Below are 14405 nucleotides of genomic sequence, written 5' to 3' on the forward strand. Positions count from 1 at the left end.
GTCTGCCAGTACGTATTCGTCGGCGCCGGCATCGATTGCGGTGCGGCCTTTTTCGTCGGTCGAGGTGACCGCGATGACCTGGCCGGCTCCGAATGCCTTGGCCGTCTGGATGGAGGCCGTTCCGATTCCGCCGGCGGCGCCGTGGACGAGCACGGATTCGCCTTCGGTCAGTCGGCCGCGTGGCAGCAGGGCGAAGTGTGCGGTGAGGTAGTTGAACGGTACGGCCGCGGCTTGCTCGAAGGACATGTTGTCCGGGATCTTGAAGGTGGTTTCGGGATCCGCGACCGTGTATTCCGCGAATCCGCCGAGGAAGGACAGGGCGGCTACCCGGTCACCGGGTTTGAGGCCGGTGTTCGGGGGTGCTTGGACGACGACACCACCGACCTCGGCGCCGGGAATGAACGGGAGGTCCGGCTTCACCTGGTACCGGCCGCGTGTCTGCAGCACCTCGGGGAACGAGACACCGGCGGCATGCACCTCGATGAGCACCTGGCCGGCATTGGGTTCTGGCGCCTCGACGTCAACGATCTCGACCGCGTCTGGACCACCGAGCGTGGAAATGTGTACCGCTCTCATGGAGCCGACAATATGGATGGCCGGGCCGGCAACGCCAGCATCCTTTGGCTATCACTATTCAAGTTCAATGCGATACGGGCGCACCGACGCCATCGCGGCCCGGTCCCGCCGAACCACCACACGCTGCTTGATCACCGACACAGACAGTCGTGATCACGCACAGCCGTCTTCCTGGATCACGAAGGTCGCGGAGGTCTGAGTTGGATCGGGGCGGCGCGGACGCCGAAGATCGGCTGCGGCTTCATCACCTGGCGACGACTTCGCATGCACCATCGACCCCGAGGCGGCGCGCATCGCGCTCGGGACGCACGATCAGCGCGGCAAGCAGTCCACCGAGCAGCAGGAGCACACCCGCGACGGTGAATCCGATGGTGTACCCAGTGGCCGGGGTCGCTGCGGCTTCGATGATGCGGCCGGTGACGTACGGCGCGATCAGTCCGGCCGTCGTGGCGGCCGCGGTGTAGATCGACAGCACCGCTCCGCGCTGGCGGGCGGGGCTGATTTCGCTGTTGACGGTACTGCCGATGGCGAAAACGATCGCGCCGAGGCTGAAGGCGACGGTCATCAGCACGAGTTGAAGTCCGCCTGCGGTGAGCGGGAACAGGACCATGGCAATACCAGCGATCATGACTGCGACGCCGCCGAGCACGCCGCGGGCGAGCCTGCTGGACACGCCACGGCGCATCAGCCACTCGCTGAGCAAGCCCTGCCCGAGTACGAACAGAGCGTTGGCCACCCAGGGGAGCACCAGAAGGGTACCGGTTTCGCTGGCGCTGTAGCCGAGTACGATTTGGAAGTACGGGGGAACCCAGGAAATCAGAAGTGCCAGACCCCAGTAGCTCACGAAGGCGTTGAAGAACGCGCCGAACCCGGTGCCGCTGAGCAGAATTCGACGGTAGGGGACGTGAGGTTCGTCGATACCTCCACCCGAGGTCTGCCGATCGCGGGCGGCACCTGCGATGGTGCCCTCCTCGCCGAGCACCAGCCAGAGCAACACCCACACGATTCCAATCGCGAACAGCGCGAAGAACGCCCAGCGCCATCCGAATGCGATAATCACCGTGGTGAGCACTGGAGCGGCCACCGCCGCGCCAATGCCGCCGCCGACGTTGAGAAGGGCACTGGGCAGACTGCGTTTCTCGTTGGGAAACCACTTGTGCGCCGCGTGCATCGCCATCGGGTTCGCCGGTCCCTCTGCTGCGCCGAGGACGATTCGGCTCACCAGCAGGACCGCGAATCCGACCGGCCAGATCACGGGCAGCATGGTGAATGCCCATACGAGTGCCATCACCAGCAAGATCCATTTTGTGGAGACCCGGTTCGAGAGGAATCCGACAGCGATGGCCGAGATCCCGTACAGGGCATAGAACCCGCTTTGCAGCAGGCCGTATTCACTCGGCGAGAGGCCGAATTCTTGAATGATCGGCTTGGCGGCGAGCCCGAGCACGGCCTTGTCGGCGAAGTTGATCAGCATGAAGACCAGCAGCAGGCCGGTCACGACCCAAGCGCGCCGGCTGCTCCGAGCTGGCGGCGGCCCCGTCTCGTTGTCCGCAGTGGACGCTGGTGTGGCCGAAGTTCTCACGTGTATTTGTCTCCTCGTATCAGAGCGCCCAGAGCGGGCGCGCACACGTGTGCAGGTGCGTGGTTCGGTGTCCCGTCGTTTTCCGTCCACAACCGCAGGACCCCGCGACGGCCCAGGCGTAGGTGCCGCTGATCATCTGAGCATCTCCCAGGCGAACTGTGAACAGCGTCACTGCGACCGGCGACCAAGGCAATAGGCCCTCTGCTATCGGGGCGATAGCTCGTCCCCGGTATGCCGGGCACTAGACGACCGCCATGAGGCTTGAGGTTCCGATTGGGCGTTTCCGGCGGGTGTGGACGCTGTACGTGCCGATTGCGGGAGCCGCCTGGGACGCACAACCCGACGTCGACACCGGCTGGGACGAGTTCACCTACCGATGAGCCACTTTGGACGGATGCCCTACCGAAGGGTCGTGCGTCAACTGACGCCGAAGACGTGGGCGGGTTGCTCCGCATGCTGGTGGTCGCGGGCGAGCCGGGAAGCCATGGCAACCGCGTACGGCGCGCCCTCCAGCAACTGAGCCAGCATCTGGTCGTCGAGAGCAATGCCGACTCGCACAACCGGCGCAACGCTGGGTCGCACTCGTCAGCGGTCCCGGCCAGCAGGGGCGGTTCGTCGACGGGTGGAGCCAGCGCATGGTCGATCAGCGTCGGGTGGCGCCAGTGCCAGTTCGTGGCCGTTTGGTAGGCGTGCCCGATACGCAGCAGCGTCGTCTCGCCGAACGGTCGACCGAAGATCTGCATTCCCAGGGGAAGCCCGTCCGAGCTGAACCCGTTGCACACGGCGAGAACTGGCTGTCCTGTCACGTTGGCGGCGGTGAAGTGGTTGGCGTTCTTCCAGAAGGCCACGGGGTCGTGGGCGTCGAAGGGCGGGGCCTCCCCGGAGCCGATCGTGACGAAGGCGTCGAACTCTCGGTAAAGCGGCTGCATCTCGGCGATCGCCCTGCGCTGCTCACGACTGGCCCGGACATAGTCGTCGCCGGTGAACAGCAGGGCAGGCAACATCCGGCTGAGCATGTCCGCCCCGAACTGCGCTGGCCGAGCGACCAGGTCCGCGTGGTGCACGCTGAGGATCTCGGTCTCCCCAATGACCGTCTTGATGTCGTAGTAGCTCTGCATGGGGCGGATCCGGCAGTCCTCCAGGGTGGCCCCCAGGCCGCGCAGAATCGCAAGCGCCTCCTCCATCGCGTGCCGTACGTCGTCGGAGACCGCCACCTCGCCCTCCCAGTTCTGGCGCAGCACACCGATGCGGAGACCGCGGAGGTCCTCACCGAGGGCGGCGCGGTAATCCGGGACGTCGGCGTGGACGCTGCCCGCATCAGCAGGGTCGGGTCCCGCGATGGCCTGCAGCAGGATGGCGCAGTCCTCTGTGGTCATCGCCATCGGGCCGCAGCGGTCGAAGCTGAAGGCGTGCGGGATGACGCCGGTGCGCCCCACCAGCCCGAAGGTCGGCATCAGGCCGGTGATCCCGCACCGTGATGCCGGCACCCGGATGGATCCGCCCGTGTCCGTGCCGATGCTGGCAGGCGCCAGGCCGGCAGCGACCGCTGCGGCCGAGCCACTGGACGAGCCTCCGGTGACCCGGGTCAGGTTCCACGGGTTGCGGGCAGGCGGCCAGGGAAGGTCGAAGGAGGGACCGCCGTGGCCGAACTCGTGGAGCGCGAGCTTGCCGAGCGGCACGGCACCAGCGCCGTACAGGCGCGCGGTCACGGTCGCGTCCCGGACCGGAACGTTGTCGGCACACACTCGCGAATGGCCGGTGGTACGGATGCCAGCGGTGTCGAAGACGTCCTTGAGCGCGAACGGGATGCCGTGGAGGGGACCCGCGTGGCCGCCGGCGGCGATCTCCGCGTCGGCTCGGCGGGCACGCCGGAGTGCGAGGTCGAAGGTGCGGGTCAGGAAGGCGTGCAGTTGACCGTCGACGGCCTCGATGCGGTGGATCAACGCTTCGACGTACTCCACGGACGACAAGGAACGCTTCCCGATGAGCTCAGCAGCCTGGGCGATGGTCAGCAGGTGCGGCTCGGCACCGCCATCGGAAGAGATCATGTCGGAGGCCTTCTCTCGTAGCCCGGGTGAACACGTGTCTCTGGCGTTTCGTGACGCCGCCATGCTGGCGCAATGTGGCCCCTCGCGGCCTCGCGCGGACAGCTATCACAGTGAAATCCGGATGTGCCTTGCTCGCCCACCACGATTGCGGCCACGCTGCCGGCAGGCGGGTTCACAGATGAAGGAGACGGTGATGGCGGAGGCTGCGGACCACTACCTCTGGCTCGTCCAGCTGGACATCCCGGAAGAGCTCGAGGCCGAGTTCAACCACATCTACGACACCGAGCACGCCCCTGCCATCGCGAAGGTCCCGGGCGTCATCGAGGTCCAGCGCTACGTCCTGGAGACGCCGGTGGCCGGGATGCAGAAGTACGCGACGACCTACCGGGTGACCTCGCCTGATCTGCCTCAGACCCCGGCGTGGATCGCCGCCTCGGCCAAGGGCCAGTGGAAGACGAAGATCTCGCCACACGTGGTCAACGCCAGGCTGTCGATGTTCCGGGCGATGCCGTGAGCCACACCGGGCCGGCCCACGCGGACTTGGCAGACCAGAGCAGTACGACGTACACCGCGGACTACCACGTCCCCGTCAACGGGAGGACCGAAGCGTGACACTGAACCTCGCACAGGCCAATGCGGTCGTGCAGTGCACCCTGAGCAGGGCCAGCGAGCTGGACATCCGGATCAGCGTCGCCGTCTGCGACGCCGGTGGGCGATTGCTGGCCTTCCAGAGGATGGACGGCGGCCACTGGGCAGCCGGGTGCGGCGCCCAGGGCAAGGCTGTCGCCGCAGCGGCATTCGCCCGGCCCAGCGGCCTGCTGGCGGAACGGTCCGGCCTTCCGATCATGCAGGGCATTGCCGCGGCGGAGGGCGGGCACATGTTCTACTCCAAGGGAGCCGTGCCGATCTTCGTGGACGGTGTGCTGGTGGGGGCCTGCGGCGTCGGTGGCGGCACCGGGGAGCAGGACGAGGAGTGTGCCAGCGCGGGTGCAGCCGCGCTCGGGTGAGCCCGAGAGCCCCACTGACCACCTACCCGGCCACATTGTTCGCAGCCAGGGCTGCGTCGAAGAGAGCGTGTCGATGATCTACGAGATTCGCACCTATCGAGTCGATCCCGGAGCCGTGCCCGAGTTCGAGGAGCTTTTCGGGCAGGGCTACCGGCACCGTGCCGAGTACTCCCCGCTGTCCGGCTTCTGGCACACCCTCGACGAGGCGCTCAGCGAAGTGATCCACGTGTGGCCCTACCAGGACTTGCCCGACCGAGCCGAAAAGCGGGCTGCTGCAGCCCAGCATCCGCAGTGGCCACCGGCCACGGGGCCGCTGGTGAATCGGATGCAGTCCGAAGTGCTGCTGCCCTTCGACTTCGTCGAGGATCCGGCCCCGGGCACCGTCGGAGCGGTCTTCGAGATCACCTATGACTACTTCAAGGTCGCCGATCTTGGCTCCGCCGCCACAGCCTGGTCCCGTGCCATCGAAGAGCGGAGCAAGCGGCACTCCCTGGTCCTGGCCGGTCGGCTCGAGTTCGGGCAGACCAACGGCATCGTGCAGGTGTGGGCGTACGACGACCTGGACCAGCGCGCCCATGCCCTGGACGAGGCTGCCGCGCGGGGGTTATGTCCGCCTGCTGACGGCCCGGCGCCGCTCGAGCAGGTGTCCAAGCTGATGACGCCCTCGGCGTTCTCGCCACTGCATTGACATCCTCACCGGGGTGAACCCCGGTGATTCCTACCGTGCCTGGCGGCGCGGGCTGTCGCGCTCGTCAGGTCGCCTCGGTGGGTTCCTGCTTCACCGCGATCAGCCCCCACCGGGGTGGGCGGTCTTACGTTCGCTCCACAGGCTGTCACGACCAGTCCGGCCGCCTTCGCGACGTTGACCGCCGCGTTGATGTCCCGGTCCAGCCACACCCCGCACACCTGGCATTGCCAGACACGCACGTGCAACGGCTTGGGACCGTCCTTCACACCACAGTTCGAGCACACCTGCGAAGTGGGTTCGAACCGGCCGATCCGAACCACCCTGCGCCCGTACAGTGCGGCCTTGTACTCCAACATCGCCACGAAACCGGACCATCCGGCGTCGTGGACGGACTTGGCCAGGCGAGTACGCGTGAGCCCGGACACCGCCAAGTTCTCTACCGCGATTGCTTGGTTCTCGCGAATCAGGCAGGTGGAGAGTTGGTGGTGGAACTCGCGTCGCGCATCGGCCACCCCCGCGTGAGCACGGGCGAGAGTGAGCCTGGCTTTGTCCCGGTTCTTGCTGCCCTTCCGACGCCGTGCGTGCACGGAACGCCGCGTTCGAAGCATATACAGGCGGTTTCACGGCGTGACGACGTATCGACACAGCGTGTTCAACTCGCGTCATCTGGAACGCGTGGAATCGTCATGCGACAGGTGTGCGCGGACTTCGAAACTGAACTGGCCGAGTTCAACGGCGAAGCCAACCACGTCCACCTACTGGTGAACGTCCCACCCAAGGTGGCGATCTCACGGCTGGTGAACAGCCTCAAGGCATCTCGCCCCGACTGATACGCAGGCCGTTTCCCGAGCTGGAACAGCGCTACTGGCGAGCCAAAAGGTTGTGGTCCGGTTCGTACTTCGCCGGTTCCGTCGGCGGAGCACCGATCAGCGTGCTGCACCAGTACATCGAGCAGCAGGACCGCCCGTTATAGGACCACTCAGACCTTGGCGGTCTTCGCGATGCGGTGCTTCACCACCACCCTGAAGGGCGGCGCACTGCACCGCGTTCCCGGTAGCGCAGGGTCGTATTCCCCGACCGGCCCGGTCGGGGCCCGGTCGGGGGATACCCGGCGACGCACTAGCGTCGGATCGAGCCGCCGTCGACGACGAGTGTCTGCCCGGTCACGAACGATGAGCCCGGGGACAGGAAGAACCGCACCGGGCCGATGAAGTCCTCGATGGTGGCCCGTCGCTTGATGGCGCGCGAGCTGACGTTGTTCTCCTCGCCCGCTGCCAGCGACGTCGACAACGGCGTCATCACCAGTCCGGGAGCGACCACGTTGACCGTGATCTCCCGGGCCCCGAGCTCAGCGGCGAGACTGCGAGCGAAGCCGATCACGCCGGCTTTCGACGCGGCGTAGGCGGCCGCGTTCGCCGGGGCCTTGAAGACCGTCCCGGAGGAGAACAGCACGATCCTTCCTCCGTCGGCCACCAGGTCGGCCATGCCCTGGATGAAGTTCAGGGTTCCGTGGAGGTTCACCATCAGGAGCCGTTCCCACTCGGCCCGGGGCATCTCCATGAAAGGCCCGAAGGCGCCGATGCCGGCGCAGTGGACGATGCCTTCGACCTGAGTCCTGCCTCTCTCGGCCAGGGACTCCCGGACCGTGGTGGCTGCGTCGTCGCGAGTGATGTCGCCGCGGAGGTAGCTGACACCGGGAACCGCTTCGCGCGGCAGGTCCCGGTCCACGACGGTGACGGCCCACTCTCCGGCCAGGTCACCGGCCAGCCCGGCCCCGATTCCGGATGACCCGCCGGTCAGGACCAGGGCGGGGGTGGCCGGCGAAGCCTCTGCGGATGCGTTCCCTGCAGATGCCGGCATCAGTGGGCCTCGCCCGTCTGGCCGGCCAGGAAGGCGTCGATCATGGCCCAGGTCTCCTCCGGGTGGGTGATGTTGGGGCAGTGCCGGTACGGCAGGGTCTCGGTTCTGGAGTTCTTCAGCTCAGCCTCGAGGTGCTTGCCCCAGCCACGTTCGAGCAGCACGTCCTCGGTGCCTTCGATGAGGAAAACCGGCACGTCGACCTGGGCCAAGGGCGCCGGATAGGGGTCCGTCGGCCTGTCCCGGCGCATCGCTTCGGGAGCCTGGAGGTGAGGCGCGCTCATGCAGCCGAAGTGACCCGGCGCGGTCGCCCACCGGTAGCGAGCCTGCACCTGCTCGTCCCGCTCGGAGGACGCGTCGCACAACAGGTCCACGAGCGCCTCGATCCCGGCGACCGTGCCGTCGAAATCGCGCAGCTTGGCCATCGCCGGCGCACGCCAGGGGCCCCCAGTCCCGTTGATGGTCGTGGCGGACGCGATCCGGGAGCTGAAATCGTTCTCGGTCAGGGCCCGGAGCGCCACCGAACCGCCGAACGAGTTCCCGACCAGGTGCACGGGTCGGTCGACGCCGAGCTCGTCGAGCAGGCCGAAGACGTGCCGAATGCGGAAGGAGAAGGGGGAGACGTCGAGCCGGATGGATTTCGCGCTACCGCCGTACCCGAGAAAGTCCGGTGCGATGACCCGGAACTTCTCAGCAGCCAGGGGAAGCACGTGTCCCCAGGTGACGTCGGCGCTGCCACCCCAGGCGCCGTCGTGCAGGAAGATGACCGGGGGAGCGTCCTGCGGACCACCCGCTAGGTAGCGGGTCTCGAGGTTGGCGACGGTCGTCATGTGCTCAGTGATCAAGGGAACCTCCGATGTGTGGGGGAAGACGGCCGGGCGGGTGGGCGTGCCGGTCAGCTCAGCTGGTAGTCGTCGGTGCGCACCTCGCGCGTGCGCTCGTAGTAGGTGCGTGCCGGAAGGGGCCACATGATGGTGGATCGGCCGGCGGCGTTCTGATACCAGCTGTGCGTCTTCGACCAGCCCCAAGCGCGCTTCGCGCTCTCCTCGGTGACCTCGTCGTCGTAGTCGGCGAACACGTCCGGCCGCAGATCCATGGAAGTGTGGCTACCACTGGCCAGGAGACGTACGGCGCTGAGCATGTACGCGGCCTGACACTCCAGGAAGAACACCAGGTTCCCGTGGATGACCGTGTTGGTGTTCGGGCCGTACATGCAGAAGAAGTTCGGGAAACCCGGGAGCGTGATGCCCAGGTAGGCGCTGGCGTCGATGCCCCAGGTCTCGTGCAGGTCCTGACCGTCGACTCCGGTCACCTTCATCGGCATCAGGAACTCCGAGGCCCGGAACCCCGTGCCGAGCAGGATGATGTCGGCCGGAACGTGTTCGTCCCCGCTCCACACACCGTCCTTGTCGATGCGCTGCACGGCTTGACCGATCAGACGTACGTTGTCCCGCTTCAGCGTGCTGACCCAGGTGCCGTCGTCACGGATGATCCGCTTCGCGGCAGGGGGGTAGTCCGGAATGATCTTCTCGAGCAGGTCGCGGCGGTCGCCGGCCTGCTCGATCAAGTAGTCGGTCAGCTGCATGCGCAGCTGGTCGTTGGCTGCTGAGACCGAGACCTCGGTGGGCGGATAGTCAGGATCCACCGTTGCCGCCGGCAGGTTGCCGATCAGCCGGGGTAGGAATATCGAGAAGCGGTAGTAGGCCCGGTAGTGGTTGAGGTGGGCGAAGAGCCAGCGCTCGGCCGGGTCGATCGGTTTCCTGAGCTCGGGCGTGGGACGCAGCCAGGGCGCGCTGCGTTGGAAGATGGTGACCTGCGCTGCGTCGCGGGCCACGGCAGGTGCGAACTGCAGGGCGCTGGCGCCGGTGCCGATGACGGCGACGCGCTTGCCGGTGAAGTCGAGGTCGTGGTCCCACTCGGCGGAGTGCACCACGGGGCCTTCGAAAGCGTCGAGGCCCTCGATCCGGGGGATCAGCGGTCGACTCAGCTGGCCGACGGCGCTGACGACCACCTCGGCCTCGGTGGAACTGACGTCGCCGTCGGCGGTGCGGGTCTCGACGGTCCAGCTAGCCGATGCCGCGTCCCAGCGCGTCGCAGTGACCTCGGTGTCGAAGCGGACGTGCTCCAGCAGTCCGTTCTTCAAGGCGAACTCGTTCAGGTAATCGAAGATCGCCTGCTGGGTGCCGAAGTAGGTCTCCCAGTCGTGCGGCACGAACGTGTAGGTGTAGACATGGCTGGGAACGTCGGTCCTGCAGTTGGGGTAGGTGTTCTGCGCCCAGGTCCCGGCCACGTTCGAGCTCTTCTCCAGGATCGTGAACGGGACTCCTGCCTGCTTCAGGCGCAAGGCCGCGAGGAGTCCGGAGAAGCCGGCACCGATGACGACCGCGCGCAGCGTGCGCTCGGGGGCGACCTGTGCGAGATCCCAGTCCGCTGCTCGCGGATCAGCCTGGTCGGGGGTGAAGGCCACCTCAGCCAGCGCCTGTGCGTCCTCGGAGTCCTCGCCCATCAGCCATGAACAGATTGCGCGGCGCACCGAGTCCTCGGGCAGTTCGGGCCACTCCGCCTGTGAGTCGAGCAACGGGAGGAGCCGCTCTCGGCAGTGGTCACGGATACTCGTGGCGGTCTCTGGTGCGTAGCCACCCCCGGGCAACTTGGCCAGGTCGGGCCGCCACTCGGGACGCAGCACACTGACCTCGCCCGTGACGTGCGCGGTCAGCATCAACAGCGCGGGAGCCTGCGCCGAGTCGAGGTTGGCGAGCAGGGCGTCGTCGGACAGCGGACGGTCCGGTAGGTAAACCATGCCTTCATCTCCATCGGAGGGCGTGCGGAACCAGCGAGCGGTGGGGGCGGGCTACCCCCGCCCAGCACTCGAGGCGGTCGAGGAATGGACGGATGGTGGCGGCGGCACCATGCCCGCGGAAGTCCGGTGCGAGCAGGCGATAGTCCTCGCCGAGGGTTCGGGCCAACGGCTCGTACCAGGATCCGTCGAGTGCGAGCGAGCGCAGGCAGGTGATCAGGCGCGGCCCGTTGCCGAACTGGCGGTACGCCATGGCGTTGCCGTCCGGTCCGGTCACCACCTGAGGAGCGTCAGGCATCCTGGGACTCGTCCATCATGCTCTGCTCGGCGAGGTCGACCTCGGCCCTGAGCCGTTCCGACATCTCCTGGTAGTAGGACTTGAAGAGGTCCGACGACCGGCGCATCTCCTGTTGGCGCGGCCGCTCGAGCTCGATCTTCATGTCGCAGACCATGCGCCCGGGGCGGCTGGCCATCAGGATCACCCTGTCGGCGAGCAGGATCGCCTCCTCGAGGTCGTGGGTAACGAAGATGACCGTCGGCCGCTCGCTCTCCCACAGGCGGATGAACTCCTCCTGCTGGATCGCGCGCGTCTGCGCATCCAGGGCGGCGAACGGCTCGTCCATCAGCAGCACTCGCGGGCTCTGGACCAGGGTTCGGGCGATGGCGACGCGCTGCCGCATCCCCTGGGAGAGGTGCAGCACGTCGGAGTCGGCGAACTCGTGCAGCCGCACGCGACGAAGCCACGCATCGGCCCGCTCGCGCCGCTCCACTTTGGACACACCGCGGACCTCCATCCCCAGCTCGACGTTGTTGCGCACCGACCGCCACGGCAGGAGCGCGTCGCGAGCGAAGAGGAAGGCAGCGTCATTGCTGCCCGGCGTCACCTCGGTGCCATCGATGCGGACCGAGCCGCTTCGCGGCCGCAGGAGGTTGCCGACCATCCCGAGGGCGGTGGTCTTGCCGCAGCCGGACGGCCCGACGATGGCGACGAACTCGGAGGGTTCGATGTGCAGGTTGAAATCGTCGAGCACCCGCACCGGTCGATCGCCGTGGAGGAAGCTTTGGTGCACATGCTCGAACTCGACGGACACCCCCCTGGCAGCGGTGGTGGCCGGCGTAGGTGCTTCGGCTAGTCGATTCACCTTGATCTCCCTCTCACTGTTCGGCGGCACGGCGGCGTGCGCATCGCCGCTCCGATCGCGCTCTGCGTCGGCCCGAGGCGTTTGTGCGGCCCCTGGAGCCGGACGAGGCGCAGCGGCTGGTCAAGATAAAGCGCTCCAAGAAAGATCGTGTCCGGCTGCGCCGGGCCGGGGTCGTGCTGGACTCGCTACAGGGCCGCAGCGCAGGGGAGATTGCGGTGATGTTCGCCGCGACCGTGGGGCGTGTGCGGGAGGCGATCCCGCGGCACTGGACCCGAAATGGAGCGGCGGCCGACCGGCTAAGTTCGGGCCGGCCGCCCGGGAGAGGAAGGCCGGCAAGGACCGGGACTTCGCCGCCGAGATGGCCCGGATCCCGGCCCGCTACGACAACCCGCCCACGGATGGGCGCGTGATCTGCGTCGATGAGTTCGGCCCGCTGAACCTGCAGCCTCGCCTTGGTCATGGCTGGTTGTTCGCCGCGCTGGACCTGGCCACAGGTCTGATGTTCTGCAGGTTCCGAGGCCACCGCACTGCGCTACTTCACCCTCGACGGCAGCGACTATCCCTCCCACACCGCCCAAGAAGCCGCCATCGCCGGCTACATCCGCTGGGCCAACCGCCACGCCACCTCCAAAATCCGCAGACCCGATTACCTGCCCAACATTGCTTGACACAGCGCCTAGATCCGCACCGGAATCGTTGAGCACGTTATGAGGAGTGTCAAGAAAAGCGGCGCCACTCGGCGGCTATCGCATCGATAGAGAACAGCTCATTGTCCGCGGCCGCGATTGGCATGACGCTGTCCCACACGCATCTGGTTTCGAGATGGGTTGTGTCGACCAAGGTCAAGACCAACGGCGAGCTGGCCGATCGGGCGGTGCCACAGGCCGCCCGAGGCAGGAGCCGGATGCACATCGGGCGCGTTCACTAGGAGGATCCAGGTGGCGACAGACAGCACCATGGCGAGGAAAGTGGGTCGGACGACGTTCGACTTCACCGGGCAGGTCGTCATCGTGACGGGCGCCTCTGGCGGAATCGGATCGGCCCTCGCTGCGAAGTACGCCGAGGCCGGAGCCGACGTGGTCGTGCACGGCCGCAACGTGGAGGCGCTGCAGGCCAACGTGGAGCGCGTCGAGGAGCTCGGCCAGAAGGCTGTCCTAGTCACCGGAAACATCCGGGAGCCGGAGACTGCCGAGGCCCTCGTGGGCACCGCGCTCGACCGGTTCGGTCGGATCGACGTGCTGATCAACAACGCTGGCGGCAACTTCGCGTCGCGGCTGGAGGATCTCTCCGTCAATGCCTGGAACGCCACCATCGGCACGAACCTGAGCGGGGCGTTCCACTGTTCGCGAGCGTGTCTCCCCGTCTTCGAGCGCCAGGGTGGTGGAAACATCATCAACGTGGGATCGGGTTCGGCCAACCACGCGCATCCGATGCGCGGGGCGTACGCAGCCGCCAAGGCGGGGCTTGCTTCCCTGACCAAGACGATGGCTTGGGAGTGGGCAGACCGGGGCATCCGCGTCAACTGTGTCGAGCCGGGTGCCACCCTGACTCCGGCATCCCGGTTCGCATCCCCCGAGACCGAGAAGAAGTTCGGCTACTACCTCGCCCTGGGCCGGGTCGGAAGGCCGGAGGAGGTGGCGGACGCCTGCCTGTACTTGACCTCGGAGGCCGCTAGCTTCATCACCGGGACGGTGCTCCAGGTGACGGGAGGACCGCACACCTCATCAGCCGCCGACGTGGGCCTGATCCGGGAACCCCGCGAGTGACGCGCACCGCCATGCAGCAGACCACGAGAAAGGACCCGGGCATGGGGCCGCTCCCGGAAGCCGGCACGACCTTCGAGCCTGCCGAAGACGCCACGTTCGCCAGTCTTCCGGCCGAGTTCGACCACCAGATGCTCGCCGAGCGCCGACGCGCCCGGATCAAGGAGAAGGTCACCGTCTGGGCGGTCCGGTTGGGCGCTCTCGGGGCCTTCCTCTGGGGCTGGTGGTACGTCTCCAGCAATCAGGTCCTCGACCCGGCACTCATCTCCGCACCCGGCGACGTCGCGCGGACGTTCATCAACCAGCTATCGGACAGCACCTTTTGGACCGATGTCGGCTCCACCTTCAGCGGCGCCATGGTGGGCCTGGTGATTGGATCCGCCGCTGGCATCCTGGCGGGGGTGATCTTCGCCAGGGTCCCGGTCCTGCACACCGCTGCCTCACCCTTCCTGACCCTGATGAACAGCCTGCCCCGTCCGGCGCTCGCACCGATCTTCATCCTCTGGTTCGGTCTGGGATTCGGGCCCAAGGCCCTGGTCGCCATCAGCGTCGTGTTCTTCGTCCTGATGACCAACACGATGAGCGCCATCAAGGGTCTCGACCACGACATCAGTCAGCTGGCCAAGTCGCTGGGCATGACCCGGCGCCAGCGATTCTTCAAGATCGAGTTCCCCGCGGCACTGCCCTCCATCGTCGGTGGTCTGCGCTTGGGTGCGGTGTACTCCGTGCTCGGTGCGGTGGTCTCGGAGATGGTGGGCGCCTACACCGGCCTGGGGCAGCGGCTCGTGGTGATGACCAACAACTTCCTGGTTGCCGACACGTTCGCGATCCTCCTGGCGATGGGCATCTTGTCGATGTTCCTGGACCTCGTGATCTCTGGGCTGCAGAGGTTGGTCATCAGGTCGCACAGGTAGCGCGCGGCTACCCGTCGTCCGTACGACGAGC

General features: G+C 67.0%; 14 protein-coding genes and 1 pseudogene. 6 read left to right on the plus strand and 9 right to left on the minus strand.

Translation table 11 applies throughout. The annotated features are described in order from the left end of the window. From BLW84_RS22195 to BLW84_RS22205, 3 genes are all read right to left on the minus strand, one after another. Positions 1-576, minus strand: a 576-nt coding sequence (locus BLW84_RS22195; RefSeq protein WP_143061052.1) for an alcohol dehydrogenase catalytic domain-containing protein, incomplete at its 3' end; no start/stop codon positions are given. Between the two features lie 244 nt (positions 577-820). Next, positions 821-2074: an MFS transporter gene (locus BLW84_RS22200; RefSeq protein WP_245761304.1), complete on the minus strand. Its 1254-nt coding sequence runs from the start codon at positions 2072-2074 to the stop codon at positions 821-823. Between the two features lie 80 nt (positions 2075-2154). Further along, the gene (locus BLW84_RS22205; protein ID WP_093268199.1) at positions 2155-4269 is read right to left on the minus strand and encodes an amidase; all 2115 of its coding nucleotides are present in this window, start codon (positions 4267-4269) and stop codon (positions 2155-2157) included. 130 nt (positions 4270-4399) lie between these two features. Here BLW84_RS22205 and BLW84_RS22210 point away from each other — a divergent pair, with 130 nt between their 5' ends. From BLW84_RS22210 to BLW84_RS22220, 3 genes are all read left to right on the plus strand, one after another. Then, a complete protein-coding gene (locus BLW84_RS22210; protein ID WP_143061053.1) occupies positions 4400-4720 on the plus strand; it encodes a DUF4286 family protein in 321 nt (106 codons plus the stop codon). Between the two features lie 94 nt (positions 4721-4814). After that, positions 4815-5213, plus strand: coding sequence for a GlcG/HbpS family heme-binding protein (locus tag BLW84_RS22215; RefSeq protein ID WP_093268204.1), 399 nt, complete (start codon positions 4815-4817; stop codon positions 5211-5213). After that, entirely contained in the window at positions 5194-5901 is a 708-nt protein-coding gene (locus tag BLW84_RS22220) for an NIPSNAP family protein (RefSeq protein WP_143061054.1), read from the plus strand. Before BLW84_RS22215 ends, BLW84_RS22220 begins: the two co-directional genes overlap by 20 nt. A 5-nt stretch (positions 5902-5906) precedes the next feature. Here BLW84_RS22220 and BLW84_RS22225 read toward each other — a convergent pair whose 3' ends face one another. Further along, a complete protein-coding gene (locus tag BLW84_RS22225; RefSeq protein ID WP_245761305.1) occupies positions 5907-6509 on the minus strand; it encodes an RNA-guided endonuclease TnpB family protein in 603 nt (200 codons plus the stop codon). Between the two features lie 78 nt (positions 6510-6587). Between BLW84_RS22225 and tnpA the strand changes: the two are divergent. Further along, positions 6588-6874, plus strand: a pseudogene (gene tnpA, locus BLW84_RS49230) (IS200/IS605 family transposase). 146 nt (positions 6875-7020) lie between these two features. On the opposite strand, the gene BLW84_RS22235 reads toward tnpA, so the two are convergent. Genes BLW84_RS22235 through BLW84_RS22255 form a run of 5 tightly spaced genes read right to left on the minus strand, consistent with a single transcriptional unit; the run spans position 7021 to position 11697 of the window. Then, complete coding sequence (locus BLW84_RS22235; protein WP_093268209.1) at positions 7021-7761, minus strand: SDR family NAD(P)-dependent oxidoreductase; 741 nt, start codon at positions 7759-7761, stop codon at positions 7021-7023. Continuing rightward, the gene (locus BLW84_RS22240) at positions 7761-8603 is read right to left on the minus strand and encodes an alpha/beta fold hydrolase (RefSeq protein WP_093268212.1); all 843 of its coding nucleotides are present in this window, start codon (positions 8601-8603) and stop codon (positions 7761-7763) included. Before BLW84_RS22240 ends, BLW84_RS22235 begins: the two co-directional genes overlap by 1 nt. A gap of 50 nt (positions 8604-8653) precedes the next feature. Further along, complete coding sequence (locus BLW84_RS22245) at positions 8654-10558, minus strand: flavin-containing monooxygenase (RefSeq protein ID WP_093268214.1); 1905 nt, start codon at positions 10556-10558, stop codon at positions 8654-8656. 4 nt (positions 10559-10562) lie between these two features. Then, on the minus strand, positions 10563-10853 hold the full coding sequence (locus BLW84_RS22250; RefSeq protein ID WP_143061055.1) for an alpha/beta fold hydrolase: 291 nt from the start codon (positions 10851-10853) through the stop codon (positions 10563-10565). Then, entirely contained in the window at positions 10846-11697 is an 852-nt protein-coding gene (locus tag BLW84_RS22255) for an ABC transporter ATP-binding protein (protein ID WP_177226634.1), read from the minus strand. Before BLW84_RS22255 ends, BLW84_RS22250 begins: the two co-directional genes overlap by 8 nt. A gap of 938 nt (positions 11698-12635) precedes the next feature. Between BLW84_RS22255 and BLW84_RS22270 the strand changes: the two genes are divergently transcribed. Both BLW84_RS22270 and BLW84_RS22275 read left to right on the plus strand, forming a co-directional pair. After that, positions 12636-13463: an SDR family NAD(P)-dependent oxidoreductase gene (locus tag BLW84_RS22270; RefSeq protein WP_093268224.1), complete on the plus strand. Its 828-nt coding sequence runs from the start codon at positions 12636-12638 to the stop codon at positions 13461-13463. Beyond that, positions 13460-14374 carry an ABC transporter permease gene (locus BLW84_RS22275; RefSeq protein ID WP_093268227.1) on the plus strand — a complete coding sequence of 305 codons (915 nt, stop codon included), beginning with the start codon at positions 13460-13462 and terminating at the stop codon, positions 14372-14374. The genes BLW84_RS22270 and BLW84_RS22275 overlap by 4 nt, the downstream gene beginning before the upstream one ends. Positions 14375-14405 lie beyond the last annotated feature (31 nt).

Origin of the sequence: Saccharopolyspora shandongensis (assembly GCF_900106995.1) — a bacterium.
Lineage (GTDB): Bacteria > Actinomycetota > Actinomycetes > Mycobacteriales > Pseudonocardiaceae > Saccharopolyspora > Saccharopolyspora shandongensis.

Coding starts and splice junctions, on each gene's coding strand:
- BLW84_RS22245 (WP_093268214.1), bottom strand. CDS start 10,558: ATGGTTTACCTACCGGACCGTCCGCTGTCCGACGACGCCCTGCTCGCC.
- BLW84_RS22205 (WP_093268199.1), bottom strand. CDS start 4,269: ATGGCGGCGTCACGAAACGCCAGAGACACGTGTTCACCCGGGCTACGA.
- BLW84_RS22225 (WP_245761305.1), bottom strand. CDS start 6,509: ATGCTTCGAACGCGGCGTTCCGTGCACGCACGGCGTCGGAAGGGCAGC.
- BLW84_RS22235 (WP_093268209.1), bottom strand. CDS start 7,761: ATGCCGGCATCTGCAGGGAACGCATCCGCAGAGGCTTCGCCGGCCACC.
- BLW84_RS22210 (WP_143061053.1), top strand. CDS start 4,400: ATGGCGGAGGCTGCGGACCACTACCTCTGGCTCGTCCAGCTGGACATC.
- BLW84_RS22250 (WP_143061055.1), bottom strand. CDS start 10,853: ATGCCTGACGCTCCTCAGGTGGTGACCGGACCGGACGGCAACGCCATG.